The sequence below is a fragment of the Rhodobacteraceae bacterium S2214 genome (assembly GCA_025141675.1).
GTDB lineage: Bacteria > Pseudomonadota > Alphaproteobacteria > Rhodobacterales > Rhodobacteraceae > Yoonia.
In genome coordinates this window covers 1955665-1970712 of record CP081161.1, presented here as the reverse complement: position 1 = coordinate 1970712, position 15048 = coordinate 1955665, and the positions used below count along the sequence as shown (strand labels likewise).

Annotated in this window: 15 protein-coding genes and 1 tRNA gene; 11 read left to right on the top strand and 5 right to left on the bottom strand. The window is 56.3% G+C overall.

From position 1 onward, the window contains the following. Positions 1-345: 345 nt before the first annotated feature. The 4 genes from K3729_09860 to pdxH form a co-directional block, all read right to left on the bottom strand. Positions 346-422 (bottom strand) — tRNA-Pro (locus K3729_09860). 67 nt (positions 423-489) lie between these two features. Next, on the bottom strand, positions 490-879 hold the full coding sequence (locus K3729_09855) for a DUF192 domain-containing protein (protein UWQ97793.1): 390 nt from the start codon (positions 877-879) through the stop codon (positions 490-492). Between the two features lie 77 nt (positions 880-956). After that, a complete protein-coding gene (locus tag K3729_09850; protein ID UWQ97792.1) occupies positions 957-1472 on the bottom strand; it encodes a cold shock domain-containing protein in 516 nt (171 codons plus the stop codon). A gap of 113 nt (positions 1473-1585) precedes the next feature. Further along, positions 1586-2191, bottom strand: coding sequence for a pyridoxamine 5'-phosphate oxidase (gene pdxH / locus K3729_09845; GenBank protein ID UWQ97791.1), 606 nt, complete (start codon positions 2189-2191; stop codon positions 1586-1588). A gap of 139 nt (positions 2192-2330) precedes the next feature. On the opposite strand from pdxH, the gene fabI reads away from it, so the two are divergent. The 5 genes from fabI to trpE all read left to right on the top strand — a co-directional run bounded on the left by fabI (position 2331) and on the right by trpE (position 8482). Next, entirely contained in the window at positions 2331-3137 is an 807-nt protein-coding gene (gene fabI, locus K3729_09840; GenBank protein UWQ97790.1) for an enoyl-ACP reductase FabI, read from the top strand. 58 nt (positions 3138-3195) lie between these two features. Beyond that, the gene (gene gpt, locus K3729_09835; protein ID UWQ97789.1) at positions 3196-3714 is read left to right on the top strand and encodes a xanthine phosphoribosyltransferase; all 519 of its coding nucleotides are present in this window, start codon (positions 3196-3198) and stop codon (positions 3712-3714) included. 139 nt (positions 3715-3853) lie between these two features. Beyond that, positions 3854-5029 carry an aminotransferase gene (locus tag K3729_09830; protein ID UWQ97788.1) on the top strand — a complete coding sequence of 392 codons (1176 nt, stop codon included), beginning with the start codon at positions 3854-3856 and terminating at the stop codon, positions 5027-5029. 60 nt (positions 5030-5089) lie between these two features. Continuing rightward, positions 5090-6931: a SurA N-terminal domain-containing protein gene (locus K3729_09825; protein ID UWQ97787.1), complete on the top strand. Its 1842-nt coding sequence runs from the start codon at positions 5090-5092 to the stop codon at positions 6929-6931. A gap of 39 nt (positions 6932-6970) precedes the next feature. Beyond that, entirely contained in the window at positions 6971-8482 is a 1512-nt protein-coding gene (trpE, locus tag K3729_09820) for an anthranilate synthase component I (GenBank protein UWQ97786.1), read from the top strand. A gap of 104 nt (positions 8483-8586) precedes the next feature. Here the strand turns inward: trpE and K3729_09815 are convergent, their stop codons facing one another. After that, entirely contained in the window at positions 8587-10137 is a 1551-nt protein-coding gene (locus K3729_09815) for a divergent polysaccharide deacetylase family protein (GenBank protein UWQ97785.1), read from the bottom strand. A gap of 138 nt (positions 10138-10275) precedes the next feature. Here K3729_09815 and K3729_09810 point away from each other — a divergent pair, with 138 nt between their 5' ends. From K3729_09810 to K3729_09785, 6 genes are read left to right on the top strand one after another with little or no spacing between them, the layout of a single operon-like run. Further along, complete coding sequence (locus K3729_09810; GenBank protein ID UWQ97784.1) at positions 10276-10857, top strand: aminodeoxychorismate/anthranilate synthase component II; 582 nt, start codon at positions 10276-10278, stop codon at positions 10855-10857. Beyond that, positions 10854-11873, top strand: a complete 1020-nt coding sequence (gene trpD, locus K3729_09805) for an anthranilate phosphoribosyltransferase (GenBank protein ID UWQ97783.1) — start codon at positions 10854-10856, stop codon at positions 11871-11873. Before K3729_09810 ends, trpD begins: the two co-directional genes overlap by 4 nt. Next, the gene (locus K3729_09800) at positions 11873-12520 is read left to right on the top strand and encodes a uracil-DNA glycosylase (GenBank protein ID UWQ97782.1); all 648 of its coding nucleotides are present in this window, start codon (positions 11873-11875) and stop codon (positions 12518-12520) included. Before trpD ends, K3729_09800 begins: the two co-directional genes overlap by 1 nt. Further along, positions 12517-13326, top strand: a complete 810-nt coding sequence (gene trpC / locus K3729_09795) for an indole-3-glycerol phosphate synthase TrpC (GenBank protein UWQ97781.1) — start codon at positions 12517-12519, stop codon at positions 13324-13326. Before K3729_09800 ends, trpC begins: the two co-directional genes overlap by 4 nt. Continuing rightward, a complete protein-coding gene (gene moaC / locus K3729_09790; protein ID UWQ97780.1) occupies positions 13327-13803 on the top strand; it encodes a cyclic pyranopterin monophosphate synthase MoaC in 477 nt (158 codons plus the stop codon). Continuing rightward, on the top strand, positions 13800-14984 hold the full coding sequence (locus K3729_09785; GenBank protein ID UWQ97779.1) for a molybdopterin molybdotransferase MoeA: 1185 nt from the start codon (positions 13800-13802) through the stop codon (positions 14982-14984). Before moaC ends, K3729_09785 begins: the two co-directional genes overlap by 4 nt. Positions 14985-15048 lie beyond the last annotated feature (64 nt).

The window sequence follows — 15048 nt, the reverse complement described above, 5'->3', positions numbered from 1 at the left end:
CTTGGGGGTCAACGGATTTTTTACCACTATATGTAGATTAAAGCAGTTGACGACTGAGTTTGAAAAAGGGCGGGAAACACTTCCCCGATTCATCCTCAGAGTTCTCCACAGAAGGTTAACCGGACCTGTGGAAAAGACGAACCGAAGAAGTTTAATGAACTGGCTGACTTAGCCCCGAGGGCTCATCTTTTGCTTTAACGCCGCTGTCAGGCGATTCCGTGAGAATCGGTTCGGCACCCTACTCACACAACATTTGGTAGCTGTGCAGATTCGCCACGGCGCAACAAACAAAACAGCCGGCCCGCCATGAAGGCGACCGGCTCGTTTGTCACAAATTTTGTGAAGTGGTCGGGGCAGAGAGATTCGAACTCCCGACCCTCTGTTCCCAAAACAGATGCGCTACCAGGCTGCGCTATGCCCCGACTGAGGCTTGATTTAGAGGGTACGATCGGGATTGAAAACCCCTAAATTCTACAAAATGAAGATTTTTTATTTTGGGCAAGGTAACACGGAATCCGCGCCAAAAGACGGGTGCTGAATCATAGCCCCTTCTGTAATTCCCAACCGTGATGACAAGCCGCCATTGATCTCCAGCACGGCAAGAATCCCTTTACCGCCGTCGATCGTAGTCTCATCGCCAGGAATCGCATTCTCGTGGATATGGGACACCACGCCTGCGGGCGTGATAAACAACATATCCAACGGAATCAGTGTGTTTCGCATCCAGAAAGTCGCATGACCGGGCTGATCATAAACAAAAAGCATGCCCCCAAGCGTTGGCATGCTTTCAACAAACATCAATCCTTGCGCGCGTTCCTGATCATCATCGGCAACATCAACTTTGAAGTTTGCCTGACCAAAATCGCCAACGACCCGCACCACGTCTTCAGAACAAGCCGCAGACGCAGCCCCTGCCCCAAAGCACACCAGCAGCAACGCTGCCGCACATCTTTTTATCAACTCACGTTGTCCCACGTCACCACATCAATCGCCATCCGCCCACGTTCACCATTGAAAAGACGCACACCAATCGCTTCACCGGCCTGCAAATTGGCCAAACCAGAGCGACGCAGCACATCTATATGGACAAAGACATCTTCAGGGTCGCGGAAGACATTTGCAAACCCAAATCCTTTGGCTTTGTCGAACCATTTCACCCGTGCAGGTTCAATCGTGACTTTCGCGATATCTTCGGGCGATAGTTCTTCCATATCCCGTAGCGGGGGAATCGAATCTACGACGACGGCGATATCAACAACGCTAACGGCTTGCAGGCCACGATCTGTTTCCTGCACTTCGATTTCAATTTCGGCACCATCCGCGACAGAGCCTTGCCCAAAGTTGCGCAGCACGTTTGCGTGCAACAGCACGTCCTTGCCGCCGTCTTCGGGCACGATAAAGCCAAAACCCTTGGTAGGGTCGAACCACTTCACATGGCCTTTGATAGTGTGGGTCGGAGTGGTCGATGACATTTGTATTACTCTTCGCGCCGAGCGACATTCGGCCGCTGATTAGATTAGGTATACATTAAACGATCAGAAAACAAACCGCCTGACAAGCGTTTACCGTTCACGCTTCGTGAAATTCATGGGTTCAAGCGCTGTATTTCCCACTGTTGGTCTCGCGCGGGACGTGTCCACTTAAAGCGATCATGCAATCTATAGGCCCCATCTGCCCAAAACTCTATCTCAAGCGGCGTGATCCGATAGCCCCCCCAATGCGGAGGCCGCGCTGGGTTCGTCCCTTTTTGGGCCGTGATTTTTGCAACCTCAGCCATCAATCGACCGCGCGATGCCAGAGGGCGGGATTGCGCAGACGCCCAAGCCCCCAAACGGCTCTGAAGCGATCTGGACGCGTAATATGCATCCGAAATAGCAGCATCTTCGCGTTCAACCAAGCCGCGAACGCGTACTTGGCGGCGTTGCGATTTTGAATGCAGGACAAAGGCGGCTTTGCCCGATGCTTCGATCTCTTGCCCCTTTTGACCTTCATAATTCGTATAAAAAACAAAAGCGTCGGCGGTGATTTCTTTCAAAAGGACCATCCTGACGTTGGGTAATCCATCCGAATCAACCGTTGCCAAAGCAATAGCATTCGGATCGTTCACTTCGGTTTCAGTAGCATCATCGAGCCAGCGCTGTGCGATCACAAACGGATCGTCCCCCGCGAAAATTCCGTCCCTATCTGCCATACGTCCCGTCCTTCGTATCAGGTCCTATGTAATGAGTTAGGGCGTTCGCACCCATCTGACAATGTGCTTTAACTTGCTGCGCTCCTCCGCATCGCCTAAACCACAGGAGACATGGCACAAATAAATAAGGGGCAGCCACATGAAGTCTGAATTGATGAAGGGCAAACGCGGCCTGATAATGGGCTTGGCAAACGACAAGTCGATTGCTTGGGGCATCGCGAAGGCCTGTGCCGACGCAGGTGCCGAACTGGCGTTCTCTTATCAAGGTGACGCGCTTCTAAAACGTGTCAGCCCACTTGCCGCACAAACGGGATCCGACATCGTCCTGCCGTGTGACGTCAATGATGAAGCATCGATCGACGCTCTGTTCGCTGAACTCGAAAAGAAGTGGGGCAAGTTGGACTTTGTCGTTCACGCCATCGGCTTTTCTGACAAAGGCGAACTGCGTGGCCGCTATGTGGACACCAGCCGTCAGAACTTCCTGACATCCATGGACATCTCTGTTTACTCGTTCACCGCCGTTGTGCAGCGCGCAGAAAAGATGATGAACGAAGGCGGGTCCTGCCTGACACTGTCCTACTACGGCGCAGAACGTGTGATGCCGCACTACAATGTCATGGGCTTGTGCAAAGCAGCGCTCGAAGCATCCGTGCGTTATCTGGCTGAAGACCTCGGCAAAGACGGAATTCGCGTGAACGCAATTTCTGCAGGTCCGATCAAGACGCTGGCCGCATCCGGGATCGGCGATTTCCGCTACATCCTGAAATGGAACGAATATAATTCACCGTTGCGCCGCACCGTGACAATCGAAGACGTGGGCAAATCCGCGCTCTACCTGCTGTCCGACCTCGGCTCCGGCACGACGGGTGAAGTTCTGCACGTAGACGCAGGTTACCACGTTGTCGGTATGAAAGCCGTCGACGCGCCTGATATAACAAAAGAATAAACTGTTTCGGCGGCGCGCCCTGCGCCGCCACCCCAAATGACCACCCAAAGGAAGACACATGACCGACCGCCTGCCTCACGAAAAAGGATTCCACATCAGCTGGGACCAAATCCACCGCGATAGCCGAGCACTTGCATGGCGGCTTGACGGCAAAGGGCCAGACGACGGGGCATGGAAAGCAGTTGTGGCCATCACACGCGGCGGCATGGCCCCTGCGATGATTGTCGCACGCGAACTGGATATTCGGACGGTCGATACCATCTCTGTGGTCTCGTATCATTCAGGTGGTGGCGCAGCTGACCAGCGCCGCGAAGCAAAGGTGTTGAAATCACCGGACGACGAAATGATGGGCGACGGCACCGGGATTCTGATTGTCGATGATCTGGTCGATAGCGGCAAAACGCTTGAGCTCGTCCGCACGCTGTATCCCAAAGCGCATTTTGCGACCGTCTACGCCAAACCCGAAGGTGAACCGCAGGTCGACACGTTCATCACAGGTGTCAGCCAAGACACATGGATCTTCTTCCCATGGGATATGGCGCTGCAATACGTCGAACCATATCGCGGCCAGGACTAAGCGTTCGCCCTTTGCAAACCGAGAGTTACTTGATCGACGGTTGAACGGACACCAATCTGGCTTTCGTCTGACTTCGGCTCTCGGTTCTTCGGGCAATTTAAATAAGTAACGCGGCGCAGCCGCACATTTGGATCAAACCATGAGCATTTCGCGCACCAACGCCACGTTTTCACCACCGGTGATGGAAGCCCGACGTTGGCTCGACGGCGTGATCCATCCGGCAGACCGCCCCCTTTTGAACGTAAGCCAAGCTGCCCCCGTAGATCCGCCACCTGCGCCTATGCGCGATGCGATGGCCGATATGATCCGCGACGACGCAGAAACCCACCTTTATGGGCCTGTTTTGGGCCTGCCAGACCTCCGCGCCGAAATCGCTACGCGTTGGACGGCGGCATATGGTGGCGAAGTCCGTCCAGATCAGGTCGCGATTACATCTGGCTGTAACCAAGCCTTTGCGGCCACAATTTCCGCAATCTGTACTGAAGGCGACGAGGTCATCATCCCCGTCCCGTATTACTTTAATCATCGCATGTGGCTGGACATGGCCGGCGTGCAAACCGTCCCGTTGACGGTTGGTGACGGGATGATCCCGGATGCAGATGCCGCCGACGCACTGGTCACCGACAAAACCCGCGCGATTGCGCTGGTCAGCCCGAATAATCCCGCAGGCGTTGAATACCCTACCGCGACCTTATCTGCCTTCCGTGATCTCGCGCGCCGCCGTGGCATCAAGCTGATCGTTGACGAAACCTACCGCGATTTTGACAGCCGGACTGGTGCGCCACATGATCTGTTCGTTGATCCGCAGTGGGACGATACGCTGATCCAACTGTATTCGTTTTCAAAGGCTTACCGCCTGACAGGCCACCGTGTCGGCGCAATGGTTGCAAGCACTTCCCTGCTCGCCGAGGCTGAAAAGTTCCTCGATACCGTCACGATCTGCCCGAACCAGTTAGGCCAACGTGCAGCCCTATGGGGGATGCACAATCTGGACGACTGGCTTGCAGGTGAACGGCTTGAAATCCTCGACCGCCGTGCTGCGATCGAAGAGAACTTCCCGCGGATTGCCGCCAAAGGGTGGAAACTGCTCGGTTGTGGCGCCTATTTCGCCTACATGCAGCACCCCTTTGATATGGCGTCTGACGTCCTTGCCCAGAAACTGGTGCAAGACGCTGGCATCCTCACGCTGCCCGGCACGATGTTCATGCCCGATGATGACGCGGGCGGCGCACAGCAATTGCGGATCGCTTTTGCCAATATCGACCGCGCAGGTATCGCAGTTTTGTTCGATCGGCTCGAAAACCTGACCCTGTGACCTTGCAGACCGGTGGGCTGCGTCTTATTCATCGTCAACCAAGTTTGAGGGACCGATCCAATGGCCAAAAGTAAAGCAAAACAATCCGCCGCATGGGTGATCGTTGTCCTCTTGCTGATAGGCCTTTTGGGCTTTGGCGCAGGCGGTCTGTCCGGCACAATCCGTAGCATCGGCACCGTGGGCGACAAGTCCATTCCAGTGGTCCAGTACCAGCGTGCCCTGAACGAACAAATTCGGGCTTTTGAAGCACAAGTCGGCACCCCTGTCAGCTTTGTCCAAGCCCAAGCAATTGGCCTCGATCAACAGGTCCTGAACGGCGTGATTGCGGAACGGACACTCGATAACGAAGCGGCTAAATTGGGCCTGTCCGTCGGTGACGAACGTGTTCGTGAAGAAGTCCTGCGCGTCCCCGGCTTCCGTGGTCTGGACGGTGGTTTTGATCGCGAAGCGTACCGCAGCAGCCTGCAACGCAATGGCATGACCGAAGCCGAATTCGAAACCAGCATCCGTGAAGAAGCCGCGCGCACATTGTTGCAAGGCGCAATCGTGGACGGTGTTGAGGCACCACAGGCTTATGCTGACACCCTCGCCCGTTATATCGGCGAACAACGTTCAATCACATGGGCGACCCTGACGGCTGACGATCTTACGCAGCCCGTTCCCGGCCCAACAGATGCTGACATTCAGTCGTTTTACGAAGAAAACCCTGATCAGTTTACGGCGCCCGAAACCCGCGCCATCACTTACGCATGGCTGACACCGGATATGATCCAAGACGACGTGACTGTTGATGCGACAGCTGTGCGCCAGTTGTACGACGACCGGATCGCCCAATATGTGCGTCCGGAACGCCGTCTTGTCGAACGTCTGGTCTATCTTGACCAAACCGAAGCAGACGCTGCCATTGCTGCGATCACTGCAGAAGAAACTACTTTTGAAGACCTCGTGGCCGAACGTGGCTTGGCCCTGACTGACGTTGACATGGGCGACGTTGATGAAAATGATCTGGGTGCCGCAGGCGAAGCCGTATTTGCGGCAAACCCCGGCGATATCGTGGGACCCTTTGAAACAGACTTTGGCCCTGCCCTGTTCCGGATGAATGCGGTGTTGGCCGCTGACGAAACAACCTTTGAAGAAGCAGAACCAGAACTACGTGCAGAACTGGCCGCATCCCGTGCCCGCCGTGTGATTGACGATTCTCGCGAAGGCATCAACGACCTGCTGGCAGGTGGTGCACGTCTCGAAGATCTCGCAGACCAAACCGACCTGCGCATTGCAACCATCGACTGGTCCACAGAAAATCGCGACGACATCGCAGCATACGATTCGTTCCGGAATGCCGCAGCGACCGTCGCTGAAGGCGACTTCCCCGACCTGTTCGAACTCGAAGACGGCGGTATCTTCACGCTGCGTCTAGACGGGATCACGCCGCCTGCCCTGCGCCCGCTTGCCGACGTCAAAGACGCGGCAGCAGAAGCATGGCAAGTCGCCCGTACCCAACAGGCCGTTGTCGAAGAAGCAGAAGCCGTCGCCGCTGAACTCACTGCCACAGCAGGTTTCGAAACCGTCGCATTGGTTGCTACAACCGAAGAAAACCTGACGCGCCGTAGCTTTGTCGAAGGCACACCACCGGGCTTTATCCAACGTGTGTTCGAAATGGAAACAGGTGAAGTGACAACAATCGACGCAGGCACATTTGTCGCCATCGTCCGGTTGGAAACGCAATCTGTGCCCGCCGCTGACGATGAAACGCTGACCGCTGATCGCGACGTGTTTGCCAATTCGGCATCTGCTGGCATCGCGCAAGACATCTTTGAAGTCTTCAACGCTGAAATCCAGCGTGACACAGATGTTGCGATCAATCCTGCCGCCGTCACGGCTGTTCACACATCATTCCAATAAGGCCTCAGGGCCACCCGTTTAAGACCCGATAGGACGATCATGGCCTTGCTTCCCGACTACACCGACTTTGCATCTGGCTATGAGGCCGACAAGAATCAGGTCGTCTACACACGGCTCGCTGCAGATTTAGACACGCCTGTGTCGTTGATGCTGAAACTGAATGGCGCGGGCAAAAACGCGTTCATGTTGGAAAGCGTCACAGGCGGCGAAGTCCGTGGCCGTTATTCCATCATTGGTATGAATCCTGATCTGATCTGGGAATGTCGCGGCACATCAAGTCGCCTGAACCGCACCGCACGGTTTGACGAAGCCGCATTCACTGATTGCGCCGACGATCCTTTGACAGCACTTCGTGGCATCATTGCCGAAAGCCGAATTGATTTGCCCGCTGATTTGCCCGGTGCTGCGGCTGGCCTGTTTGGCTTCTTGGGCTACGACATGATCCGGCTGATCGAACATCTGCCTGACGTCAATCCCGATCCTATCGGCTTGCCTGATGCCGTTATGATCCGTCCGTCCGTTGTGGCCGTGCTGGATGGTGTGAAGGGCGACGTGATCCTCGTGGCTCCTGCTTGGACAGACACCGGGCTATCCGCTAAAGCCGCCTACGCGCAAGCAGCAGAACGCGTGATGGACGCAACCCGCGCGCTTGAACGCCCTGCCCCTGTGGATAGCCGCCAATTGGCAAATCCTGATCCCATTGCCCCAGAACAATCCAATTTCAGCCACGACGCCTATCTTGAAGCCGTTGAGAAGGCGAAGGAATACATCCGCGCAGGTGATATCTTTCAGGTCGTGCCGTCCCAACGCTGGACACAAGACTTCCGCGAACCGCCGTTTTCGCTTTATAGGTCGTTACGCCGCACAAACCCGTCGCCGTACATGTTCTACTTCAACTTTGGTGGTTATCAGGTGATCGGGGCCTCGCCCGAAATTCTTGTGCAGGTGCTTGGCAAACAGGTCACAATCCGCCCAATCGCAGGCACGCGTCCGCGCGGTGCCACAGCCGAGCAGGACAAAGCAAACGAAGCCGATCTGATGGCCGACAAAAAAGAGCTGGCAGAGCATCTGATGCTGCTCGATCTCGGCCGGAACGATACCGGCAAAGTATCCAAAATCGGCACGGTGCGACCGACCGAGAAATTCACAGTCGAATACTACAGCCACGTGATGCACATCGTATCCAACGTGGTCGGTGAACTCGCCGATGACCAAGACGCACTGTCGGCTTTCTTTGCAGGCATGCCTGCGGGCACAGTATCCGGCGCGCCCAAGGTTCGCGCCATGGAAATCATCGATGAACTCGAACCTGAAAAGCGCGGCGTCTACGGCGGCGGTTGTGGATATTTCAGCGCAAATGGCGACATGGACATGTGTATCGCGCTGCGCACTGCGGTCCTACAGGACGAAAAGCTGTACATCCAAGCCGGCGGCGGCGTGGTCTACGACAGCGACCCAGAGGCCGAATATATGGAAACCGTCCACAAATCGAACGCGATCCGCAAAGCGGCAGCAGACGCGGCGATGTTCACGGGCTCAGGCAACAGCTAAACAAAAGGCGCCGCGCAATGTGATGCGCAGCGCCCAATTTCTTTTGGTCCTAAATACCTCCGCCGGAGGCATCCCGCACGACCAACTGGCGAAAACGCTTGCGCTTATTCCTCGTCCAGCAAAACCTGTGAAATCGGCACCATGGCGACTTGGCTTGCACGGTTTGCAGCCCCCCACTGGATCAACGCAGAAATCGTTTCACCACGGATCTGGCCAAGCAAAACCACACCGCTTTCTTGACGAGCACGGAATGCGGCCTGATCCAAGAAACGACGGATGACACGGGCGTCTTGGCCTTCAGCATCGAGGTTGCGGTAAATGATACCTGTTGGCACGCCTTGTTCTTCAGCGGCGCGCAAGGCTGAATTCAGACCGCGTGACACTGTGACCAAACCTCGTCCATCTTCCGTCAGCGCCGAAATCGCCTGTGTGGTGACGTCCTGATCGGCTTGCAATCCAGCCTCACCTGCATCAAGCACAGCGACCGTTTCAGGCAGCGTTGAAAACGCGGCTTCAAAGAAGATCGCAACATCCGACGCCGTGGCGGACGCTGGCAATGCCGCCAAAATACCGACTTCGATGCCAGCAGCGCGGTAGGCTTGCATGCGGTCGGTCGCATTTGGAACCGACGGGTTCAGCATCACAGTGACCGGAAAAGAAACGTTCGCAACGGCAGACACCGCACCACCAAAGCTGCCATCGTCCATCAAGACAACAGACACCTCAGGGCGGCCCCCAGTATCAGCGTGATCCGCAGCAAAACGAACCAAAGCAGGCGTTCCTTCGGGGAATTCTTCTTCAGCGACAGGTTCGTCTTCCGCGACTGCGGGCTGGTCTTCTGCACCCCCCGTCAGGCGGTTCACACGCACGCCCGCAGTGCTTGTCGGCAGACTTGACGCTGTAGCGTCATCTACGATGGCCACAACGACAGGTTCTTCTTCCACGCTTTCAGTTGCGGGGGCATTTTCAGCAACGGGATCGTCCGTCGGCACTCCGTCATCTGGTGCTTCAGTTCCCGCAATAGCGGCCGTATCGCCCTGTTCAGGTGCCTCCAAAGACGCTGGTTGATCAGGAACAGCGATCTCGGCATCATCAACAACGGCCACAGTCGGGCTGTCGGAAATCACCGTCGGCGCATCTTCTGCGACGGGGGCAGCATCGGCAATTTCTGGCGCTTCGCCGGGCAATGGTGCCGCCGGGTTCGTATCCACATCAATCGGTGCTTCGGTTGCAGGCACCAATGGCACGATAGATTGCGGGTTCGGCAAGACAGGCGCTTCACCAGCGACAGTCACGTCCGCCGATGATGTTTCAGCAGGTGCTGCAATCTGGTCTGTGACATCAATAGTTTCTGGCAATGCAGCAGGCGCAGTTTCAGACAGGTCTGTCAGATCATCACTGTCAGCGTCTGGCGATTCAGTCTCTGGTGCCACAAGCGGCGAAGGTGCAACGGCTGCAGTCGCCGTCTCTGAATTGCTTTGCGTTTCAGGTGCGACCTGCGGTGCTGCCGTTTCATTTAACGCATCAGGTGCCGCGATCTGCGGTTCAGCAGGCGGATCATTCCGTGCCGGTTGTTCGCCGACAAGCGACGCACCAGCGGCAGTGATACCGCCAAATACAAGACCCCAAAGTCCACCACTTAAAAATCCGCGCACGACGCGTTCTCCCACCTGCCCTAGTCGTCCAACACGCTTCGCCTTGACGGCGCCCCACGTATCAGCCCATTTATATCGGGACTATACCGTCACCTCATGCTTGGACGGTAGCCCCAAATTCCTAGAAAGCCGCCGACAATGCTGCTCTTGATCGATAATTATGACAGTTTCACCTATAATCTGGTGCACTACCTTGGTGAACTTGGCGCGGACGTCGTCGTGAAACGAAACGACGCGATAGATGTCCAAGATGCCATGGCGATGAAACCAGAGGCAATTTTGCTTTCTCCCGGTCCATGTGATCCGGCCCAAGCCGGCATTTGCCTTGCTATGACAGCAGCAGCGGCCGAGACCAAGACGCCGCTTTTGGGCGTTTGCCTTGGACACCAAACGATTGGCGAAGCCTTTGGTGGCAAGGTCGTGCGCTGCCACGATATCGTCCACGGCAAGATGGGTACGATGCACCACACAGGCAAAGGCCTATTCGCGGGTCTCCCAACTCCGTTTGAAGCCACGCGGTATCATTCCCTGATCGTCGAACGGGAAACGCTGCCAGATTGCCTCGAAATCACAGCAGAGCTGGAAGACGGTACAATCATGGGCATGCAGCACAAGACGCTGCCGATCCACGGCGTTCAATTTCACCCCGAATCGATTGCGTCTGAACACGGGCATGCAATGCTCAATAACTTTTTGAAAAACATGAAGGTTCCGGCATGAGCGATGCGATGAAGCCCCTGATCTTTGCAGCCAGCGAAGGTCCACTCTCACGCACCCAAGCGGACATGGCGTTCTCATTGTTGTTCGATGGTGCAGCAACCGACGCCCAAATCGGCGGATTATTGATGGCGATGCGGGCACGCGGCGAATCCGTGTCAGAATATGCGGCAGCCGCTGCCGTCATGCGCGCGCGGTGCAATGCGGTTCAGGCGCCTGCGAACGCGATCGATATCGTCGGGACTGGCGGCGACGGGATGAAAACGCTGAACATCTCAACGGCGACCGCTTTTGTTGTGGCTGGTACAGGCCTTCCGGTCGCGAAACACGGCAACAAGAACCTGTCGTCCCTATCTGGCGCTGGCGATATCCTGACCGAGATGGGTATCAAAATCATGGTCGGCCCAGACGTGGTCGAGGCTGGTTTGAAAGAAGCCAACATCGGTTTCATGATGGCCCCAATGCACCATCCAGCCGTCAAGCATGTGATGCCGACACGCCAAGAACTTGGATGCAAAACGATCTTTAACATCTTGGGGCCGCTCACAAATCCCGCTGGGGTCAAACGCCAGTTGACCGGTGCATTTGCCCCCGATTTGATCTTTCCAATGGCCGAGACGCTCAAAGAACTTGGGTCAGAGGCCGCATGGCTTGTCCATGGATCAGACGGCACTGACGAAATCACCATCTGCGGCCCAACGGCGGTCGCGGCTTTGACATCGGACGGTAAAATTTCATCGCTGGAAATCCACCCAGAGGACGCAGGCCTGCCTGCACATCCGTTCAAAGACATTCTTGGCGGAACGCCAGCGGACAATGCGGTTGCGTTCCGCGCCTTACTCGACGGTGCCGAAAACGCCTATCGCGATGCGGTTCTGCTGAACGCGGCTGCGGCCTGTGTCGTGGCGGGCACTGCCGATGACCTGAAGCAAGGCGTTGAAATGGCACGTGAAAGCATCGACAGCGGCAAGGCAAAAACGGCTGTCGAGTCTTTGGCGCGTGTCACATCTGCCGCGTAATGTTTGACACCAGCCGACTTGGGGCATGGGCAGATCTGCCGTTTTTCACCGATGATCTACCCGACATCAGCGAACGCCTTGCAGAACAGGCGTTCCTGCCGTCCCCGCGACTGACCTTTAAGGCGCTCGAAGACACGCAGCCTGACGCCACGAAAGTCGTGATCGTCGGCCAAGATCCATATCATACGCTTGGCAAAGCGGATGGTTTGGCTTTCTCAATTCCGGATGGTTTTGGCGGCAGGCTTGATAGTTTGGGTAATATCTTCAAAGAGATAGAGACCGATCTTCATCAATCACGCACCAAAACTTCGCTTGATGATTGGGCAACACAGGGTGTTCTGCTTTTAAACACAGCACTTACCGTCCCCCCCGGTCAGGCAAAAGCGCACGCCAAAATTGGCTGGTCAAAACTTGTCGTTCAAGTCCTACAGCATTTGACCGACAAACCCCGCGCCTTCGTTCTTTGGGGTGGTCCAGCAAAGAGCTACGCCAAACACATCACGGGCCCACACCTGATCCACAGCTCGGCGCATCCGTCACCTTTGTCGGTGCATCGCGGCTTTTTCGGCTCGCGGCCATTTTCAACAGTGAACCAGTGGCTTATTGAACAAGGGAACACACCGATAAACTGGGCGGACCCGCAATGACCGAAACGATCCTCGACAAGATCAAAGCCTACAAACTCGAGCACGTCGCGGCCTGCAAAGCAGCGGTGCCACTTGCGGAAATCGAAGCAAAAGCCCGCGACGCAAGCCCGACACGCGGTTTCGCCGACAAATTGGCGCAGGCAACCCGCGAAGGATACGGCCTGATTGCGGAGGTCAAAAAGGCCAGCCCGTCCAAAGGATTGATCCGCGCTGATTTCCACCCCGCAGAGCTTGCTAAAGCTTACGAAGACGGCGGTGCTACTTGCCTGTCCGTCTTGACCGACGGCCCGTCCTTTCAAGGTGCCGATGAGTACCTCGTAGCGGCACGCGCGGCGACCAACCTGCCCGCTTTGCGTAAAGATTTCATGTACGACACCTATCAGGTCGCCGAAGCCCGCGCATTGAACGCCGATTGCATCCTGATCATCATGGCCAGCGTGTCCGACAGCCAAGCGCAAGAACTCGAAGATGCAGCATTTGGTTGGGGCATGGATGTGCTGATCGAAGTGCATGACCAAGACGAACTCGAACGCGCGACTGCGTTGAAATCGCCGCTGATGGGCATCAATAACCGCAATCTAAAGACATTCGACACCACGCTCGATACCACGCGGACCCTGTCCAAACTGGTCCCCGCCGACCGTCAGATTGTTGCGGAAAGCGGCCTGACAGGCCCTGACGATCTGGCTGACTTGGCCCGTTACGGCGCGCGGACATTCCTGATCGGCGAAAGCCTGATGCGGCAGGAAGACGTCACTGCAGCCACACGCACTCTGCTTGCTAACCCCTTGATGTCAGGACGCTAAATGCCGGAACTCAGCCACTTTGACGCCGATGGACAAGCGCACATGGTTGATGTGTCGGATAAACCCGTCACCGACCGGATCGCAACGGCGCAAAGTTGGATCAAGATGACGCCACAAACCCTTGATCTCATTAAACAAGGGACCGCCAAAAAAGGTGACGTACTGGGCATCGCGCGGCTTGCTGGGATTATGGCGGCCAAGAAAACATCCGACCTGATCCCACTGTGCCATCCCTTGCCGATCACCAAAGTGACCGTTGATCTTACATCCGACGACACACTCCCCGGTGTGCAGATCACAGCGACCGTCAAAACCTCCGGCCAAACCGGTGTCGAAATGGAAGCGCTCACCGCCGCCTCCACCGCCGCACTTACCGTCTACGACATGGTCAAAGCGGTGCAGAAAGACATGGAAATTGGTGGAGTCCGCGTGACGCTCAAAGACGGTGGCAAATCAGGGCGGTTCGAAGCGGAATGATCACCGTCGCCGAAGCCCAAGATCTCTGTCTTGCCCCTCTGGCCACGCTGGGCGCTGAAACGGTCCCATTGGCCCAGGCCGCTGGTCGCACCTTGATCCGCACCGCGGAATCCACGCGCCCGCAGCCCCCGTTTGCAGCCTCCGCAATGGATGGCTATGCCGTTGCCGCTGACGCCGTCGCGCCGAATGCAACTTTTCGCGTTATCGGCGAAGCAGCGGCTGGTCATGCGTGGGACGGGATCGTGCAAGCGGGTGAAGCTTTGCGGATCTTCACCGGCGCCCCTATGCCCAACGGCACAAGCCGCGTCGTGATCCAAGAAGATGTCAGCCGTGACGGCGATATCATCACATTGAACGATGCACTTGATACATCGGATTATGTGCGCCCTATCGGGTCTGACTTCCCTGACGCATTCGAACTCACGGCGCCTCGCCGCCTGACGGCATCTGACATTGCCCTGCTGGCGGCGATGAATGTCGCCACCGTCAATGTCGCGCGCCGCCCACATGTCGCGCTAATCGCCACTGGCGACGAACTGGTCATGCCCGGTGGTGATCCGCGTCCGGACCAGATCATCGCGTCCAATATCTTTGGCCTCAAAGCACTGATCGAGGCAAACGGCGGCACCGCTGATATCCTACCAATCACCGCTGATACCAAAGACGCACTGCGCAATACATTCACCACCGCGATCTCGGCTGATTTGATCGTGACGATTGGCGGCGCGTCTGTCGGCGACCACGATCTGGTGGGCGAAGTGGCGCAGGATTTCGGCCTTGATCGTGCGTTCTATAAAATTGCCATGCGTCCCGGTAAACCGCTGATGTCAGGTACAATGCGCGATAAGCCTTTCCTTGGGCTACCGGGCAATCCGGTTTCGGCAATGGTCTGTGGCCACCTGTTTTTACTGCCCATGTTGCGGCGGATGGCGGGACTGACGGAGGTGTTGCCGCAGGTTGTGACAGCCACCCTCGCCGCCGACCTGACCCGCAACGGCCCCCGCGAACATTACATGCGCGCGCGGATCACCGAAACCGAAGATGGACGCATGATCACCGCACATTCCCGTCAAGACAGTGCCCTTTTGACTGTTCTGTCGGACGCAAACGCATTGCTGATCCGTCCGATCAATCAACCGGCCTTGAAGGCTGGAACATCCGTAAAGGCAATACAACTTTAACGTTGCAAGTTGACACAAAACAAGAACATCGATAGAACATATCCCAAACAGGTCAGCAACATGA